Origin of the sequence: Prolixibacter sp. SD074 (assembly GCF_009617895.1) — a bacterium.
Classification (GTDB): Bacteria; Bacteroidota; Bacteroidia; order Bacteroidales; family Prolixibacteraceae; genus Prolixibacter.
The window spans coordinates 1,474,924-1,491,736 of sequence record NZ_BLAW01000001.1 but is presented as its reverse complement, the minus strand read 5'-3'; the positions used below and the strand labels follow the sequence as shown (position 1 = coordinate 1,491,736).

The window sequence follows — 16,813 nt, the reverse complement described above, 5'->3', positions numbered from 1 at the left end:
AAAAGGAATAGAGGATGCCCGGGGTTTCGAAACGGCTATAATGAAAAAAACAATAGCCCGAACGGAGAGGAATCGCCGGCATTTTTTGTAGCCGGCGTTCCGGGGGGTAGGTTGGGCCGCCGATTTCTGTCGGCGACATTCCCGAGGGCCGGATGAGCTGCCGATTTCTGTCGGCAACATTCCCGAGGGCCGGATGAGCTGCCGATTTTTGTCGGCAACATTCCCGAGGGCCGGATGAGCTGCCGATTTTTGTCGGCAACATTCCGGAGGGCGGGCTGCATTAAGAACTGTAATCGGGAAGAATTTCCCGGCTCGTATATACTAACCAAAAAAAAGTTAGGACTATGATTGAAATTGCACTATCCAGGTTGAAAAACAACGCCCTGTTTACCTTGTGTAAGCGGATTTACGAATTGATTTTATCGGTGAAAACCGAGGAAATGGGCATCGACTTTTACTTTGGCCGCTTTGAGGAAGCGTACGCCGGGTACAAAGCGGCTATGGAAAAGTCGGTGCTGAGCGCCGACGAGATTGCGGAAAAAGACAGCTTCCGCGACCAGATGTGGTCGGCCCTGCGTATTCACGTGAAGAATTACCTGCGGCACCCGTCGCTGGGGGCAAAGGCGGCGACCATTCTCGACGAGATTAATAAGAATGGCAAAAGGGTTGCTCAGCAGAGCTACGAAGCCGAGTCGGCTATTATCCAGAACCTGTCCGAGACCCTCGAATCGGGGTATGGCGGCGATTTGGCCGCTATGCACGCCGATGAGTGGCTGACGTTGCTGAAGGATGCCAACACCGATTTCGAAACCACGTTGCGGGCTTTTAACGCGCAAAAATCGGACGCCGATGAAGTGGATGCTGCCACATCGGTCCGTCCCGGGCTGGAGGAAGCCCTGCGCAAACTGCTGATGTTTATGCCTATGCAGGCCGAAGTAACCGGGAACAACGGTTTGAACGAACTGGTGAAACAACTGGAAGTAGAAGTTAGCCGGTTTTAATAAAAAGATGAGGGTGTCTGAAAAGTCAAACCGCAAGGTCAAAACCTTACGAATTGTAACCGGTCCTTCTGTTTTACCCCTCCAAACCTCCCCTAAAGGGGCGGCTTAAAGTCCCCTTCAGGGTTCCGATACTTCGGAATAGGGGTGAAATTCTGGTGGCTACCTTCAATTTGATAATTTTGAAAATGTTTGATGTCCTTTTCAGACGCCCTCATCTTCCGATATTATTTTACTTTCCAATTATCGGTCCGGAAGGGAACCAGTGGAAGGCCGTTGGTATCGAATAAATTGGGCATGCCGCCGTTGGTGAAACAGTAGCGAACCGCCACGGGGTGTTTCACTTTCTTCGAAAACACTTCAACCGTTCCGCCTTTCTTCAGTTTGGCCTGGGCCGGGTAGAAGCGCTGGTCGTTTCCGGCAACCTGGAAGCTCTCGATGGTTTTCCCCTTCACGGTTAGTTTTCCAACCGATTTGACGGTAATGATAGCCTTGTTGCCTTTGATGGCCATTGACGCAAACTGCGGCTGATAGGGTTGCAGTTGACTGAATCCATATACTTCTTTTAATGCTAAGTTGGCCAGTCGGTCGCCAACCGGTTCTTTTGATTTGGGATGGATGTTTGTCACATCATCCACCAAGTCACCAACAGTGACCATGCCCGTTTTGGGCAAACTCAGTGCCGACGCCTGTTGCTCGCGGACAATGGCCCCGCTCAAACCGCCGTAACCGCTCCACGGAGCAATTTGCACGAAATAGAACGGGAAATCGTTGTTAAAGGCTTTCCGCCAGCTGGTGATCATCGCCCTGAACAGGCCGCCGTAGTACTGTGGCCTATCGGTATTTTGCTCGCCCTGGTACCAGATGGTCCCGGCAATTTTGTAATTGAGTATCGGGTGAATCATGGTATTATAGATGACCGAAGGCGCTACCGGCGACCAGCTGACTGCCGGAAGGTCTTCGGCTTCGTGCCGGAGCTGGCTGTTCCCTTTATAGGCCTCTTTCGGTGTCCAGGCCTGCACGCAGGAGCCGCCCCAGTACGAACCAATGAGTCCTACTGGTTTATGCAACCGGGTATTCAGCTTTCGCCCGAAGAAATACCCAACCAGGCTGAAGTTTTAACGTAGGTTGAGCGAACGTGAATGCAGGAAACAAATGCGCCAATGACATGGGATGGGATTATGGAGAAGATTATTATTTGTATTTTGAGGAATTATTTGAACAAACATTGAATAAATACAAAAGGATTTCTATGACAAAAAACTGGCTGAAAACCTATCAAGGGAAAACTATTGTTAAAGGTTATTCAAACTGGTTGGGTGTTGATTTATTATACAGACAAACTAAAAACAACTATTTACGTATGAAAACAAATATCTTAATACTTTTAGTGATGGCCACATTTTTTCCATGCTTCTCCCAAGATACATTAGTAGCGTTGGATAAAGGCCTTACGACTGTAAATTACCCTTTTGAGGTCAAATTTCATACGTTTAAATCGCAGGGACAAGACCTGAAAATGGCTTATGTAGATGTGTTGCCATCAAATCCTAATGGAAAAACCGTACTGCTCATGCACGGCAAAAATTTCAGTATAGCTTATTGGGAGCAAACCATAAAGGCGCTGGGTAAAGAAGACTTTCGTGTAATCGCGGCTGACCAGATTGGCTTTGGAAAATCCACCAAACCTGAATACTACCAATACAGCTTTCAGCAGTTGGCCCAAAACACCAAATCAATTCTTGATAGCCTGAAAATCAACAAAATTATTCTATTAGGACATTCGATGGGTGGAATGCTTGCCACAAGATTTGCATTATCTTATCCTGAAATGACAGATAAACTCATTCTGGAAAACCCGATCGGCCTGGAGGATTACAAAGTCCTGACCAGCTATCAAACCATTGACGTTAACTATCAGAGTGAGTTGAAGAACACAGTAGAAAGCTATCGCAACTACCAGTTAAAATATTATTATGATAATACCTGGAAGCCTCAATATGACCGTTGGCTTAACCTTTTAGCTGGTTGGACGTTGCACAAAGATTACCCAATTGTCGCGTGGAATGCAGCCCTGACTATGGATATGATTTTTACCCAGCCTGTAGTGTATGAATTCGGAAACATTAAATGCCCTACACTGCTTATCATCGGTACACGCGACAGGACAGCGATAGGTAGAGAAAGGGCCCCGAAAAACATACAGTCGAAAATGGGGCTTTACAATGAATTAGGAAAGAAAACACAAAAAGCGATACCAAACTCGACATTGGTAGAATTGGATAACGTAGGCCATCTTCCCCATATAGAAACATTTGAAAGATTTATAAAGCCGTTGACTGAATTTTTAAAAAAGTAGATTTATGAACATAATAGAAGAAGACCTTTCCTCCTGGGTTCAGATGTTTACTGACGATATGTTTTCCTGGGCTTTGCATAAAGTGTCAGATTCAGAAATTGCTGCCGATTTGGTTCAGGACACGTTCCTTGCTGCAGCAGAAAAAATCGATTCATTTAAAAATGAAAGTTCGCCAAAAACCTGGCTGTTCAGTATCCTAAACAACAAAATTGTGGATCACTACCGTAAAAAAATAAAACAACCGGTACGACTCGAAAGCCAGTCTTTTTTACTTTTTTTCAGCGAAGAGGGAGATTGGCGGGAAAATCGTAAACCAAAAAACTGGCATGAACAGGATAACGCCTCAAATTTGCTGGATGATCAGGAATTCCAGAATGTACTGAATAAATGTCTCGACGCTTTACCGGACCAATGGGGCATTTGTGTGAAATTAAAATACCTCTCTGAAAAAAGGGGTGACGAGATTTGTCAGGAACTTGATATCTCTGCGTCCAATTACTGGCAAATCATTCACAGGGCAAAACTTCAGTTGAGGGAATGCGTTGAAAAGAATTGGTTTAATTGATATGACGATGAAAAATAAAATAATGCACTTTCTGTTTCTTTCTTGTCTGAAAGCAACGGAATTAATCGAAAAAAAGCTTCAAGTAAGACTGACAATGAGGGAAAAAATGCAGCTTGAGATGCACAAAATGATGTGCGATGCCTGTACGATGTACGAAAAGCAAAGTGAATTTATTGAGGAAGGAATAAAGAAACATTTTAACGATAGACCTGCTGAGATAACTGATACTGAAAAGCTAAAAGAACAAATTAAAATTAAATTACAGAATAATCATCATTAAATGGACCAATACAAACCAATACGAGATATTTTGAAATTGCCAATTCAAAAGGAAGCAGTGAAACGAGCTTTGCGGGTGGCGGTTTTGGTTGGCGTTATTTTGAATATTATAAATAATCCGGAACTTTTTAATTTTTCAATTGAAGGTATAAGTATTTACCGCGTGCTGTTAACCTTTTTGGTCCCGTTTTTTGTTTCGTTATACTCCTCTGCATTGGCCGGCCGCGCAAAATGCCCCGATAACGAAAATCAAATTCACGCCAGGCCGCTAAAAAACAAGTAAAATTTAACGAAGCAGAATTGTAAAAAACTTTGCGCCCCTGCGCCCCGTCTGAATGGCACAGCCGGGCAGATTTGCGGGAAACAGGAAATACATATTTGGCTTAACACGCGCATTAACATCATTTTAATGCATAATCAGTTCCCATCTACCAGATACTTTTTAAGAACTGCCGTTTTAGGGTTTTTCAAAATTTCATCAGGATGGCCTTGTTCAATAATTTCCCCATAATACATAAATACCACATGGTCGGCAAGGCGTAATGCCTGCCTAAGCACGTGTGTTACCAGGATAATGGTATAATGTTGTTTTAAATCCTTAAATAAGTTTTCAATGATTTTTGTCGAAATCGGGTCGAGGGCTGATGTTGGCTCATCGGCTAAAATAATTGCCGGTTTAACTGCCAGGCCCCGGGCCAGGCAGAGCCGCTGTTGCTGGCCATTGGAAAGGCTGGTGGCGGGGCTTTTCAACCGGTCTTTTACCTCATTCCATAAACCTACCCTTTTCAGGTTTGTTTCCACACTATGTGCAATTAATCTTTTAGAGCGTATTCCTTTTAGCTTTAACCCGTAAGCCACATTTTTATAAATGGAAGCAGGTAACGGGAACGGCCTTTGCGAAAGCAAACCCATTTTTTGCCGCATGGCTGCAAGATTTTGGCCCGCCTTCATAATATCCTGCCCGTCAATAAGAATCTTACCCGAAACTTCCAGTTCTTTGTGCAGGTCGGTCAGCCGGTTTAAGCTTTTCAGCAACGTGGTTTTCCCGCAACCTGATGGCCCCAGCAGGACAATAATTTTGTTCTTGGGGATTTCAAGGTTGATGTTTTTTAAAATTTTCCCTTCCCTGGTTTTCACGTTTAAATCCTTTATTTCGATGATGGGGGTATCTTTAATTTCTTCTGCCATTTCTATTTCGTTTTGCAGGGTAACGCTTTCTGATGAAAGACTTGGTTGATGTGTAAACGCCAGTTGTTTCATTTGATAATGTTTTTTGAATATCTTTTAGAAAGGAAGCGTGCAGAAACACTGATGATTAAAATAATTACGGTTAGTACAACTGCAGCTGCATAAGCACGTTGCCGAACTTCTTCGATGGGAGAACTTAATTGAAAAAATATAGACAGGGGCAAAGTCGCAACAGGTTCGTCAAATGTTACCGGGATATTATCGGTAAAACCCGCTGTAAAAAGCACCGATGCAGCATCGCCAATCCCACGTCCAAAGGCAAGTAAAAGGGCTGTTATGAAACCTGCAAAACCTTGTTTGAACAACACCTTTAATGCAGTCTCTGTCCGTGTTGACCCGAGCGAATAAGAAGCTTCCTGGAGTTCCACCGGAATAGTTTTTAAAACTTCATCGAAAGCGCGGACCAAAATTGGCGTTATCAATAATGCCACGGTTATTATTCCGGCTAAAAGTGACGCATTTAGTCCGAAAAAAAGCATTACTGCAAAACCAAATGCCCCATACACAATTGAAGGAATTCCCCAAAGTGCATCAAGCAAAAAGCGAATTGTGTTCTGAGTCCGTTTTAACCTGATAAGCTGAACATTTATAAACAATGCCGCCGGCAGTCCAATAATTATCGCCAGAACGGTTGCCCCGATTGAAACGTAAAAAGAACCAACGATAGCGTTTAAGATTCCGCCGCCGCCACCAAAATAGTAACCACCCGCAGGCATGGAAAACACAATTTCCCATGATAACGCGCCAATTCCTTTATTGAAAACAACAATCAATAAGTATAACAGTATTAGCACCACAGAATAGGCAGCAACGAAAGAAATAATTTTAAATATCCATTCCTCTATTAGTTTCCAGCGGTTCATATTTTTTCGGTTTTGTGAATAAAATACCTGAAAAACAGGTTGATAATTAAAATCACAACAAATAAGAGCAATGCGGCAAACATAAGCGCCGAGTCGTAATCGGGAATCGACATCATTTCGCCGTAATTATTGGCAATTAGTGCTGGTAACGGATAACCCGGTTTTAGCGGAGAAAGTGTAAGGTTCAGTGTATTTCCAACCACCATTAAAACGGCAATAGTTTCGCCAAAAGCTTTGGCAATTCCCAGTCCAAAGGCTGAAATAATTCCGGGGAAGCCCTTTCGGATGATAACATGTTTTACCATTTCCCAGTGTGTGGCGCCCAGCGACAGAGAAGCCTCTTTCATCCCCACCGGAATGGTATGGAAAACTTCGATAAGCATATTCAGCATATAAGGAATACACATCACAGCCAAAACGATTCCTCCGGCTAGCAAACTGTAACCAGAGCTGGTTGAGCCGAAAAAAGGAGCAATGCGCCCCGAAACCAACGGAACGATTACAAGAATTCCCCAAACCCCATAAACCACCGATGGAATTCCGGCAAGGATATCGATAACCGGAAGCATAAAATTCAACAATCGCCTGTTGCTAAACTGGGTAAGATAAATGGCAGCAAACAAACATAGTGGCGCTGAAAGGATAAAAGCCAGCAGGGTTACATAAAACGAACTGAAAATAAAAGGCAAAAAACCAAATTCACCTTTCATGGGGAACCATTTCGAAGAAAAAATCAGGTCTGCCAGCGAATGTTCATTTAAAAGCGGGGCAGCTTTCCAGTACAACCCAATGGCAATGAGAACAGGAATAGCCAGTAAAATATACAGGCCTCCCTGCATCCAGATGTTAACCAATAAATTGGTTAACATCCTTTTTCTGTTCATATTTTGTTTTGTTTTTTTATTCAATTCAGGTGTGTATCAACTCTGTTATTTATCCAATTTGGCAACTTGTTCATCCAGCTTTGATTGTGTTAAAGGGACGTAACCAGCTTTCGATACAAATTTTTGCCCTTTGGTTACTACCCAGTTTAGAAAATCGAGCGTAGCTTGTTTTGTTGGTTTTCCTTTGGCGACCAAATAAAGTTCGCGTGCCGGTGGCGAAGGGTATTTCCCGGTAGCAATGGCCGCCAGCACCTGGTCAAACGTGTCGTAAAAATTTTCTTCCGCATCTAATTTCCCGTTTTCGTTAACGTCAATCGGAATTACTTCAATCCCCTGATTCTTACTTCCTGTTTTTAAATCGTACAGATAAATGGAGTTATTGAACCCGATTCCTTTTTCATCTTTTACCACAGCATCTGCCAATCCGGGGTCGCCAAACACACCCACTCCCTTCAGATCCTCCTGTGTCCCTCCAAGGTAGGCTGCCCATGTACCGGCAGCGCCACAGGCATCAGAACGGGTGAAGACATTAATGGGCTGGTCAATAGTTATTCCTGGTAGCTGGTTCCAGTTCGAATACTTTCCATCAATATACAGCCCCTGGAATTCTTCCCTTGTTACCCCCCTGGTTTTCAGAATATCAAAAACCGGATTGGCAGCATTAACCGTTGGAATAACGGCATCCTTTGTAACGGCAACCCACCAAACGCCTTTATCGATTTCGGCCTGTGCAATTTCGCGTGAAAACATGCCCAGGTCAACCGTGCCCGAAAGTGCATCGGCCATACCTTTACCAGCGCCACCGGCTGAAATATTAAATCGTATATCCGGATTTTCCTTTTTGTATTCTTCACTCCATTTAATGGCCAGCGGATAGAGTGCAAATGCCCCGGAGAGACTGATGGTTTGTTCTTTCTTTTTGCTTGATGAGCAAGCAGATAAAAGAATGGACACAGCCATAAATAAAATTAAATTAAAATTATTCTTTTTCATACTTCTCTATTTTTATAATATTTAACGATTGAATAACTAGAAATTTATTTGAAGTTGCAAGGTTGTCAGGTTGTTATCAATACTTGTACCCTGTTCCTGTTTGATGGTGTAATTGAGTTGAAGTTTTGCATTGCTGATAAAATAGTAGTTGCCTCCTAAAACGTACCAGGCAGGGGCATTGTCAGTTATATCCAGGTTCGGGTCGTAAAAATCATATTTAGCTACAAACTGAAATTTCTTTGGAACAAAATAATACCCAGCCTTCACATAATAACCTTCGCGATCAGTATTGCCGTCATTACCATGAATGTATTCACCGGTCACATTCAGGCTTTTATAATCGTAAGCCAGTTCAAACCCATAACGGTTGCGGTCAACGTTGCGGGAGGGTGTCGTCACCGTTCCGGAAGTCTGTCCGGGAACAAAGCGTTTTCCATTATACAGGGATGCGCCCAGGTCTAATCCTGCTATTGGGTGAACAACCAGCCGTGCTGCAAAGTCTTTGTTATCATTTTTGTCTGCCGTGTTGATACCGCCACCGTTAAAGATTCCCAAGCGGTAATCAAGCAGTGAACGATTTTCATGTTTCACAAGTGTTCCTCCAACCTGGATCCCGATATCCCGTCCACTCTGGTTACCCAAAACATCGCTTCCCCGTGAAACAAGTGCTTCCACTACCTGCGAGCGATCAATCAGGTCGAGCCTGGCCGAACCCGCCAGGTTTTCCAGCGAGAAGGGAATTTTGGCTTGCCCGAATGTGAATTTGAAGCAGTCATTCAACTTCGCTTCAGCATATGCATCAAGAATCTTAGGTGTCCCGGCCAGTTCAAACTGTAAACGGTAGCCCCATACTTTGGAAAGATTGCCTCTCAGGCCAAGCCGGGCGCGCCGGATATCGAAGCCGTCAGCTTTACCGGATTCAACGGACGAACGATAACGTACCTGCGTATAGCCAGACAATTGTATTTTTTTACCTGCCAAAACTGGCGTCGAACTGTTTTTACTGGCAGAGCGGATGGAACCCGCCTCGCTTGCTTTAATCAGTTTTTTCTGCGTGAGGACATTCAAAATGTCGTCAGAAGTTTGCGATTTTGCTGTGAAAGCAACAACTCCCAGCAGGGTGATTGTAAAAAGTAGTTTTTTCACACTTTTATTTCTCCTGATTGATTTTAAAACTTACTTTACAAAAGTATTTTGGCTAAATCAATCAGGGAACAGTCTAAAAACGTAAATTTCCGACTACGTCTTTAAACGTAGAACAAGGATTATCAGATTTGAAGCAAACCGTTCTTTATGGCATAGATAACCAGGTTGGCCGTATTTTTCGATTGGGTTTTAAGCAGAAGGTTTTCCCGGTGTTTGTCAACCGTTCGTTTGCTGAGTGCCAACCTGTCTGCAATCTCACTGTTTGTTAACCCTTTGCAGATTAACAACAAAACTTCTGTTTCCCGTTCAGTTAATTCACTGTCAAGAACGTTAAAACTGGCTTTGTCAGGGTATTTCAGGATTTCGTTCAGGATTTCGATGGATATGTAGCTTTTATCGTTACAAACGTCTGTAATTGCTTTTTCCACTTCATCAAAATTGGAATTTTTCAGCAGAAAACCACAAGCTCCTGCATCAATCATGCTCAGGTAATAATTTTTATCGGAATACATGGATAAAGCAAGGATTTTGATGGAAGGTTGAATTTCCCTGGCCCGTTTGGCTGCCTCAATTCCGTTCATAACCGGCATTTCAATGTCAATTAAAGCCACATCAACCGGATTGTTTTTCAAACCTGTTATAAACTCCTCTCCATTATTTGCTTCAACTATTTTTCCAATAAAATTAAGGTTGGAAAGCAACAGTTTCAATCCTTGCCTAAACAGGCCGTGGTCGTCCACAATATAAATATCAACTTTATTCATTGTTTTGTTTTGTTTAACGGGAAAAAGAATTCGATTAAAAAACCATTCTCCGGTGCTGTTACAATTGAATAATGTCCGTTTAGTGATTTGGTCCGGGAAAAAATATTATTCATCCCCATTCCCTTGTCGCTGTACTTTTCGTTTATCGGTTCATATTCAAAGCCTTTCCCGTCATCCAGATAGCGGATATGAATATATGTTTCTTCTTCTTTTATCTCCACATATACTTTTTGTGGATTAGCATGAATAAAACTGTTGTTCATCAATTCAGAAATAATCCGGTAGAAATTGATGTTCATTTCATCTGATAGCCGTTTTTCATCGAATTGAAAATCAAATTCATACCCAATGTTTTTTTGAGAAAAAAGTTGAGCCGCCAATGTGTCAAGGGCTTGTTTTAGGCCATAGTTTGTTAACAGGTGCGGGCTCATGTTATTGGCAATCTCTTTTAGCGTAACAATTGAATCGCTTGCAGCATTGTGTGCGGTTTCAATAATTTTACGGTTTATTGGGGTCAGGTTTTCTTTATTCACAGCGCTCAGTGTCATCTTTATCGACGATAACAACGGCCCCATTCCGTCGTGTAATTCCCGGGCAAATGTTTGCCTTGACTTTTCCTCTGTGTTAATAATGGCAGACAAGATTTTTTTTTCATTTTCTTTTCTTAACTTCTCAATCTCATCCTGCAGATTAAAAATCTTTTTTATAAAAATCACCCCTACAAAAACAGACACCGAAATCAAAACTCCAATCCAGCCATTTATTTCTTCTTTAAGAAATAATTTCGATTCCCAGAAAAATTCTGAAAACTCAAATAATCTCCGTAAAGCCATTAAAATAAAAGCGCAGGAAATTAATATCCATGATATATTAAATCTTGTTCGACGTATTAGGCTGATTGCGAGAATTGTAGCAACAACTTGAAAAAGCATTGAGAGAAGCAAAGCGATTTTCAACATCTGGTTTATCTTTTAAATTTTAATAAATATTGTTTAATTTAAAAGTAAAATTAGAAAATGGAACAATTTAAGAATTTCAACATTGCTGCCTGCAATGATAATGTTCACAGGTTTATCCCTATCGGTACGGGCCTGTCAGGGTTTGTGATCACCGGGATTTCAAGGTTTTAGTGTCTGACAATAATTTTTTGACTGGTCACTTTCCCGTTGAGGGAAATTGTGCAGAAATACAACCCGGACTGTTCTCTCTGTGCACTCCACTGGATGCTGGTTTCTCTCCCCTCTGAAACCGATTGATTCCATGATCTAACCACACGTCCGCCCGCATCAAAGATTTGAATATTGGCCATTCCGTCTTCGCCGGAGGTGAAAGAAATGGTTGCCATCTCATTCACCGGATTGGGGTATACCACCATGCCTTCGGCGCTTACTTTACTTTTGTCTAACTGGGGTATAGTAGCTGCTTTTAACGGGGCAGTATAGGCTTCATAATCGTTCGATTGTACGTAGATGGCGTAACCGCGGGCGGGCGCTTCAACCCAGACACGGCCGTCGGCATAAACATCGGTCGTTGCCCCGGTAAATGCATCCTTTAGTGTAGTGTTCGACCAGTTTGAAAAACCGGTAGCATTAGCGGTTACCCATACACCTTCGGTAGAAGAGTTATTGTTTATCACGACAATCGCACCGTCTTTTGTACCATTGCCATCACGACGGGCCACATATACGTTGGCTGCGTTACCTGCAGGGTAAGGATCTCCGGTTTCGGTCAGCACCGTTAATCCGCCATTCAAATAGGTTTTACGGACAAAAAGCAGCTTGTTGATATCGTCCTTCAGACTAGATGGTATAGAAACAGTAAGAGTTGAGTTGCTATTATCAACCAGTGTAACTCCAAAATAGTGAGGATAGAAAATACAGGGGCGGCCTTCATGCGTAAGGATATATGCGTACCCCATTTCCCAGTCCTTTGTTACCCATTTGTCATGTTCTTTCCCGGTATCGTGGTTCTCGAGCCAGGTAACTACCGAAGTTCCCGGTAATGTATTTCCTTGGTCGTTACGCACCATTCCGGCATGATTCAGCCAACGCATATCAAAACTGGCATCGCCATTACACATACTGGTTAATGAGCTTTTCAGCGGAAAGTCAAAAGCATCGGCGTCGGCACCCTGTGCGGCCAATCCTTCCACCCAGTTTTTAATCTGGTAGTCGACACCCCAATATTCACCGACGATAAAACGCTGGGCACCACCTTCCAATGGTAGGTTGTTAATCCAGGAGGAGATAAAATCAATCTGGTATCCACGCACAAAATCAAGGCGGAATCCATCGAACCCAATTTGATTGGCCATCCAGTAGCCCCAGGCATTCAAGCGGCTTTGTAGTGTAGTACTATAGGTGTTGAAATCGTTTCCAAATCCTTTGGTATTGGGGATTAAGGCATCTTGTCCGTTCCAGTTCCAACCGGTTAAAAAGTCATTGGCATCTACCGGGTGGAAATCGGTATAGGTCCAGGCATAATTTGCTTCATCCGTTCCGGTGTGATTCACATAGGTGATATGAGTATTCGTATGGGCTTCCAATGTAGAAGTTGCCAGATTGGTTCCGTTATACCAAATCTCAAATGGATAGTAACCATGTGTTTGATCGGCCCAGTTCCAGCTTCCGTCAGTTCCCTGGCTACGGGCAGTGAGTTTGATGACGATGTCATGAGTTGAAGTCAAGGTAACTTCGTACTCATCAATGTCACCGTCGTAACCGATAAATCCACGCATGGTAGAACCTGATATTCCGAAATCATTGGTTTCACCGTTTCCGTTATTGGGTTCGGCCTCCCAGTTATAAGCGCTACTAAATCCGGCACCGGTCCAGTCAATTTCGCAGTCATAGCCCCGATCGGTGTAGTTGAGGGAGTAATCAAGATAGTAACCCTTTATTTTGATGTAATAACTACCTGCAGCAGCATTGGGAATGACCCATTTAATTTCATTGGTGGGGTAGGGCACGTATTGAGTACTGTTCCGGAAAGCTTCGTCGAACACATATCCTTTTACGGCCGGATTGGCTTCATCGTTTTCGTCGCCGGAATAAACATGGTTTAGCACGGCATCAGCATAAACATTCAGGTAGGGTGCGCCTCCGGCTGTATTATGCATGGTGGCAATCATGTTCTCCAATTCGGCACGTGAACCAAAGCGCGTTTCGACCGTGTTTTTTTGATTGTAATTCCCCAAGTCGTAATGGTCGTAAATTCCATAGCCCATATCGGTAATTCCCCAGTTCCCTTTGGATGGGGCAGGAATCCAGATTCCGGTAATTCCGGCATTTTTTAGTTCGCTGGCTTTTGATGCCAGGTTGTCCCACCAAGTACCGTTTTTGTTTGCTTCGTCAACCGGTACATTCCAGTAAAAGGCTTGCATCATGGCATCGTTTTGTGCTCTGGTTTTTCCGGTAAATGACAGTACGATTAAACCCACAATCAAAATGTGGAAAAGAAACTTTTTCTTTTTCATAGAAAACTAGTTTTAGTTAATGAACCTCTGCGTAGGTTGGAGATCGGGGCATACCATTCCAATAGAGATTAGCTATATCGTTTTCGTAATCTCAGGTACACTCCTTATCCGTTCCCCAAAAATTAATCGCGTTTTAGTCTGGTTCGTTTTTATCGTAATGTCAACTAGTGGATTGGATAATACTCCGACATGTGCTATTGGATACAAGCCGGTGCATTTGTGATGTGTGTTGCTTTGACTTTTACATAGGCATCGCCTGGATTTAGGTTAATCTTGTCTTCTCTTTGGCCTGTTTTTCAGGCAATACATACAAACATGACGTTCATGTTCTTAATTTGTAAACTGATTATTTTATCTGTACTGAAACTGCTGTTCCTTTGGGAAGGGGAAGATATAAAAAAATATTTTATTATTTACTATCTCGATGGTTTGGATGTAGTGATTCAGTTATTGAAGAACTCTTAATGAGTAGACTTTCAAAGCCAGGTGAGCTCCCTGCTATACAACGATGAAGTATACTTCGGCATTTGCGTGGGGAAAATGTACAGGGCGGCACGGTAAAATGCTTCTGAACGTTGTGTGTGAGGCGGGCAACCATCTTGATATACGAATGCTCAAGGTTATTTTGCCGTTATCGAATCCAATCATTGCATGCCTGATTAGAAATACGTTTTTCTTAGAACAGGTAATTCAACCCGATATAGATACCCGAATCACCATCCTGTTTATTGAGCGCAATACCATAGTCGAGCGCTGCAATGAAGTTTTGGTTCATGGCCAGGCGAAGTCCGGCACCGATGCTGTAGTGCATCTTTTCGGCGCCAAAATTGAAATACTGGTTCATGGGCTCGGCCATGTTGGTAATCTTATTCTGTATATCCAGTTTCTTCACCACACGTCCGAAATCGAGAAAACCGTTCAGTCCGCAGTAAAAATGCTGGTTCCACTTTTCAATGCGGGCAAATTTCCAGCGCAGTTCGGTGTTCCCCATCACAATTCCGTCGCCGACAATCCGGTTACGGAGTATTCCCCGCAAGGTTTTAGCGCCTCCCAATCCCGACGACGATGAGCCGCGCAGTGCCGATGAAATGATTTGTGGCTGGTAATAAAACGGTGCGTGACCGCCAATGGTTTGCTGCCACTGAACACGATAAGCAAACGACAGGTCGTTTTTAATCAGGGTGAAATACTGTCGTTGGGTGATGGACAGCTTGGCAAAACTGCTTTCGGCGCCCATAAATTTTTGAGCGGTGGCCAGTTCCGCTTCTGCCCAGGTACCGTGCATCGGGTTGGGTTTGTTGTCGCGGGTGTCGTACACCATCCCGGCTTTCACAATGGGGACAAAACCGCCATTCGCTTCTTTCGCCGAAAGGATGCCCCATTGCTGGTATTTTTCGTACAGTCCGGGTTGTTCGCTTACCGGTGGCAGTTTGTCGGTTTCTTTCTTTCCTTTGTTCATTTTGTCGACATCAACGGAGCTGATATTAAAATTCAGCAGGTTGAAACCAACCAGCCAGCGGAAATTCGAGTTGCCCAAATCGCCCTGAATATCGGTTTTAAACCGGAAGAGCTTTTGATGAAACTTGTAAAACATCCGGGTACGGTAATCCGGGGAGGTATCGTCAATCCAGTTTTTGTTGTAGGCCGCCTCGTAACCGTTGAAGCCAAAAAAATCGTAAGCTTCATCGGGCAAATAACTTAAGTCCGTGGTGATCTCGATGCCGGGAATCAGCGCTTCCGAATCGTAGTAAAATCGGTAAGTTCCACTGCCTTTGGTGTAACGCGAAACTTCGAAATACAGCGAATGGTTGTAGCCGGGATAATTACTGCCGTCGCCGTAGTTGAAGAAGTTCACGGCCGCGCCGTACTGAAAACCCAGGTCGCTGTCGAACGAAATGGCAGGCAGCGCGCCCATGTTCCATCCGGTTTTTATCTCTTTTTTCTCAGTATTTTTTTGATTGTCTTGCTGCGCTATGCCCCAAAACGGAACAAATGCAAGCAAAGCGGACAGGAAAAGAATCTTTTTCATTTCAGGTTTTTCAAATTGCCAGATGACGGCGGCAAGATGGCGTTTTCCTTTTTATTTACAAAACGGAAAAGTACGCTAAGGCTACTTGAAGATGAGAAGTCGCGTGAGTGTGAATTATTTTGTTCCGTACGTACGAACTTTTTATTTTGTTAATCCTTTATCCGGAAGACGTCACCCCTAAATCCACTGGAAGGGACTTCAAAGCCGCTCCTTCAAGAGAGGTTGGGTGGGGTAAAATAATCGGATGAAATTTAAGTCTGGTAATTTAAAGAACATGAAACGAGTCCCGAAACGTCGGGACGAGTTCCATCTGACAATTGAAAATAAATGATAAACAGATGAAATACATAGGAGCACACGTGAGTGCAGCCGGAGGTGTGGAAAACGCGCCGGCGAATGCCCATGCCATCGGGGCGAAAGCTTTTGCCCTTTTTACGAAGAACCAAAGGCAGTGGGCAGCCAAACCGCTCTCGCAGGAAAGTATTGACGGTTTCAAGGGCAACTGCGAAAAATACGGTTACAACCCGAAGCACATTTTGCCGCACGATAGTTACCTTATTAACCTGGGGCATCCCGAAAAGGAAGGCCTGCAAAAATCGCGGGATGCGTTTCTAGACGAGATGCAGCGTTGTGAACAGTTGGGGTTATCGTTACTCAACTTCCATCCGGGAAGTCACCTGAATAAAATTTCGGAAAAGGAATGCCTGACCAGGATTGCCGGTTCCATCAATCTGGCTCTGGAGAAAACCAGGGGCGTGACGGCTGTTATTGAAAATACAGCCGGACAGGGAACCAACCTGGGCTTTTCGTTCGAACAGCTGGCGGAAATCATCGACCAGGTGGAAGACAAGCCGCGGGTGGGGGTATGCATCGATACCTGCCATGCGTTTACATCCGGCTACGATTTGGTAACTGATGAAGGATATGCGGAAACGTTCGGGAACTTTGAGGAAATTATCGGGCTGCATTACCTGAAGGGTATTCATCTGAACGATTCGAAAAAGGAGTTGGGCAGTCACGTCGATCGGCACGATAGCATTGGCAAAGGTTTCATCGGGAAGGAGGCATTCCGCCGGATGGCGCAGGATAGCCGTTTCGATGACATTCCCATTATTCTGGAGACGCCGGACACGGAAGCCTGGCCCGAAGAAATTGCTATGTTGTACGGGTTTGCCAACGAGTAGGCCTTTTCCGGTTACGGAAAAAGAAT

The 16,813-nt window shown here is 43.7% G+C and carries 16 protein-coding genes; 6 read left to right on the top strand and 10 right to left on the bottom strand.

Going from position 1 to position 16,813, the window contains the following annotated elements:
- Window positions 1-344: 344 nt before the first annotated feature.
- Entirely contained in the window at window positions 345-1,001 is a 657-nt protein-coding gene (locus tag GJU82_RS06580) for a DUF6261 family protein (RefSeq protein ID WP_153631417.1), read from the top strand.
- 224 nt (window positions 1,002-1,225) lie between these two features.
- Here GJU82_RS06580 and GJU82_RS06575 read toward each other — a convergent pair whose 3' ends face one another.
- Window positions 1,226-2,107, bottom strand: coding sequence for a sialate O-acetylesterase (locus GJU82_RS06575; protein WP_153631416.1), 882 nt, complete (start codon window positions 2,105-2,107; stop codon window positions 1,226-1,228).
- Between the two features lie 59 nt (window positions 2,108-2,166).
- On the opposite strand from GJU82_RS06575, the gene GJU82_RS06570 reads away from it, so the two are divergent.
- Genes GJU82_RS06570 through GJU82_RS06560 form a run of 3 tightly spaced genes read left to right on the top strand, consistent with a single transcriptional unit; the run spans window position 2,167 to window position 4,202 of the window.
- Window positions 2,167-3,357, top strand: coding sequence for an alpha/beta fold hydrolase (locus GJU82_RS06570; protein ID WP_228488596.1), 1,191 nt, complete (start codon window positions 2,167-2,169; stop codon window positions 3,355-3,357).
- A 4-nt stretch (window positions 3,358-3,361) separates the two neighbouring features.
- A complete protein-coding gene (locus GJU82_RS06565; protein ID WP_153631415.1) occupies window positions 3,362-3,922 on the top strand; it encodes a sigma-70 family RNA polymerase sigma factor in 561 nt (186 codons plus the stop codon).
- Between the two features lie 7 nt (window positions 3,923-3,929).
- Window positions 3,930-4,202, top strand: a complete 273-nt coding sequence (locus GJU82_RS06560) for a hypothetical protein (RefSeq protein ID WP_153631414.1) — start codon at window positions 3,930-3,932, stop codon at window positions 4,200-4,202.
- A 416-nt stretch (window positions 4,203-4,618) separates the two neighbouring features.
- On the opposite strand, the gene GJU82_RS06555 is transcribed toward GJU82_RS06560, so the two are convergent.
- The 8 genes from GJU82_RS06555 to GJU82_RS06520 form a co-directional block, all read right to left on the bottom strand.
- Entirely contained in the window at window positions 4,619-5,461 is an 843-nt protein-coding gene (locus tag GJU82_RS06555) for a phosphate ABC transporter ATP-binding protein (RefSeq protein ID WP_228488595.1), read from the bottom strand.
- The gene (locus GJU82_RS06550; RefSeq protein ID WP_153631413.1) at window positions 5,458-6,312 is read right to left on the bottom strand and encodes a PstA family ABC transporter permease; all 855 of its coding nucleotides are present in this window, start codon (window positions 6,310-6,312) and stop codon (window positions 5,458-5,460) included. The genes GJU82_RS06555 and GJU82_RS06550 overlap by 4 nt, the downstream gene beginning before the upstream one ends.
- Window positions 6,309-7,196 (bottom strand): phosphate ABC transporter permease subunit PstC, encoded by an 888-nt coding sequence (gene pstC / locus GJU82_RS06545; RefSeq protein ID WP_228488594.1) that lies wholly within the window; start codon window positions 7,194-7,196, stop codon window positions 6,309-6,311. Before pstC ends, GJU82_RS06550 begins: the two co-directional genes overlap by 4 nt.
- A gap of 45 nt (window positions 7,197-7,241) precedes the next feature.
- Window positions 7,242-8,189 carry a PstS family phosphate ABC transporter substrate-binding protein gene (locus tag GJU82_RS06540; RefSeq protein WP_153631412.1) on the bottom strand — a complete coding sequence of 316 codons (948 nt, stop codon included), beginning with the start codon at window positions 8,187-8,189 and terminating at the stop codon, window positions 7,242-7,244.
- A gap of 36 nt (window positions 8,190-8,225) precedes the next feature.
- Entirely contained in the window at window positions 8,226-9,335 is a 1,110-nt protein-coding gene (locus GJU82_RS06535) for a porin (protein ID WP_194830985.1), read from the bottom strand.
- A gap of 122 nt (window positions 9,336-9,457) precedes the next feature.
- The gene (locus tag GJU82_RS06530; protein WP_153631410.1) at window positions 9,458-10,099 is read right to left on the bottom strand and encodes a response regulator transcription factor; all 642 of its coding nucleotides are present in this window, start codon (window positions 10,097-10,099) and stop codon (window positions 9,458-9,460) included.
- Entirely contained in the window at window positions 10,096-11,055 is a 960-nt protein-coding gene (locus GJU82_RS06525; RefSeq protein ID WP_194830984.1) for a sensor histidine kinase, read from the bottom strand. The genes GJU82_RS06530 and GJU82_RS06525 overlap by 4 nt, the downstream gene beginning before the upstream one ends.
- A gap of 170 nt (window positions 11,056-11,225) precedes the next feature.
- Window positions 11,226-13,574: a T9SS type A sorting domain-containing protein gene (locus tag GJU82_RS06520; RefSeq protein ID WP_153631408.1), complete on the bottom strand. Its 2,349-nt coding sequence runs from the start codon at window positions 13,572-13,574 to the stop codon at window positions 11,226-11,228.
- Between the two features lie 324 nt (window positions 13,575-13,898).
- Here GJU82_RS06520 and GJU82_RS06515 point away from each other — a divergent pair, with 324 nt between their 5' ends.
- A complete protein-coding gene (locus GJU82_RS06515) occupies window positions 13,899-14,039 on the top strand; it encodes a hypothetical protein (RefSeq protein ID WP_153631407.1) in 141 nt (46 codons plus the stop codon).
- A gap of 211 nt (window positions 14,040-14,250) precedes the next feature.
- Here GJU82_RS06515 and GJU82_RS06510 read toward each other — a convergent pair whose 3' ends face one another.
- A complete protein-coding gene (locus GJU82_RS06510) occupies window positions 14,251-15,603 on the bottom strand; it encodes a BamA/TamA family outer membrane protein (RefSeq protein ID WP_153631406.1) in 1,353 nt (450 codons plus the stop codon).
- Between the two features lie 338 nt (window positions 15,604-15,941).
- Between GJU82_RS06510 and nfo the strand changes: the two genes are divergently transcribed.
- The gene (gene nfo / locus GJU82_RS06505; RefSeq protein ID WP_153631405.1) at window positions 15,942-16,787 is read left to right on the top strand and encodes a deoxyribonuclease IV; all 846 of its coding nucleotides are present in this window, start codon (window positions 15,942-15,944) and stop codon (window positions 16,785-16,787) included.
- Window positions 16,788-16,813: the final 26 nt, after the last annotated feature.

Coding starts and splice junctions, on each gene's coding strand:
- GJU82_RS06570 (WP_228488596.1), top strand. CDS start 2,167: ATGGGATGGGATTATGGAGAAGATTATTATTTGTATTTTGAGGAATTA.
- GJU82_RS06555 (WP_228488595.1), bottom strand. CDS start 5,461: ATGAAACAACTGGCGTTTACACATCAACCAAGTCTTTCATCAGAAAGC.
- GJU82_RS06520 (WP_153631408.1), bottom strand. CDS start 13,574: ATGAAAAAGAAAAAGTTTCTTTTCCACATTTTGATTGTGGGTTTAATC.
- GJU82_RS06550 (WP_153631413.1), bottom strand. CDS start 6,312: ATGAACCGCTGGAAACTAATAGAGGAATGGATATTTAAAATTATTTCT.
- GJU82_RS06530 (WP_153631410.1), bottom strand. CDS start 10,099: ATGAATAAAGTTGATATTTATATTGTGGACGACCACGGCCTGTTTAGG.
- GJU82_RS06540 (WP_153631412.1), bottom strand. CDS start 8,189: ATGAAAAAGAATAATTTTAATTTAATTTTATTTATGGCTGTGTCCATT.
- GJU82_RS06580 (WP_153631417.1), top strand. CDS start 345: ATGATTGAAATTGCACTATCCAGGTTGAAAAACAACGCCCTGTTTACC.
- GJU82_RS06515 (WP_153631407.1), top strand. CDS start 13,899: ATGTTCTTAATTTGTAAACTGATTATTTTATCTGTACTGAAACTGCTG.
- GJU82_RS06565 (WP_153631415.1), top strand. CDS start 3,362: ATGAACATAATAGAAGAAGACCTTTCCTCCTGGGTTCAGATGTTTACT.
- GJU82_RS06510 (WP_153631406.1), bottom strand. CDS start 15,603: ATGAAAAAGATTCTTTTCCTGTCCGCTTTGCTTGCATTTGTTCCGTTT.
- pstC (WP_228488594.1), bottom strand. CDS start 7,196: ATGAACAGAAAAAGGATGTTAACCAATTTATTGGTTAACATCTGGATG.
- nfo (WP_153631405.1), top strand. CDS start 15,942: ATGAAATACATAGGAGCACACGTGAGTGCAGCCGGAGGTGTGGAAAAC.
- GJU82_RS06560 (WP_153631414.1), top strand. CDS start 3,930: ATGAAAAATAAAATAATGCACTTTCTGTTTCTTTCTTGTCTGAAAGCA.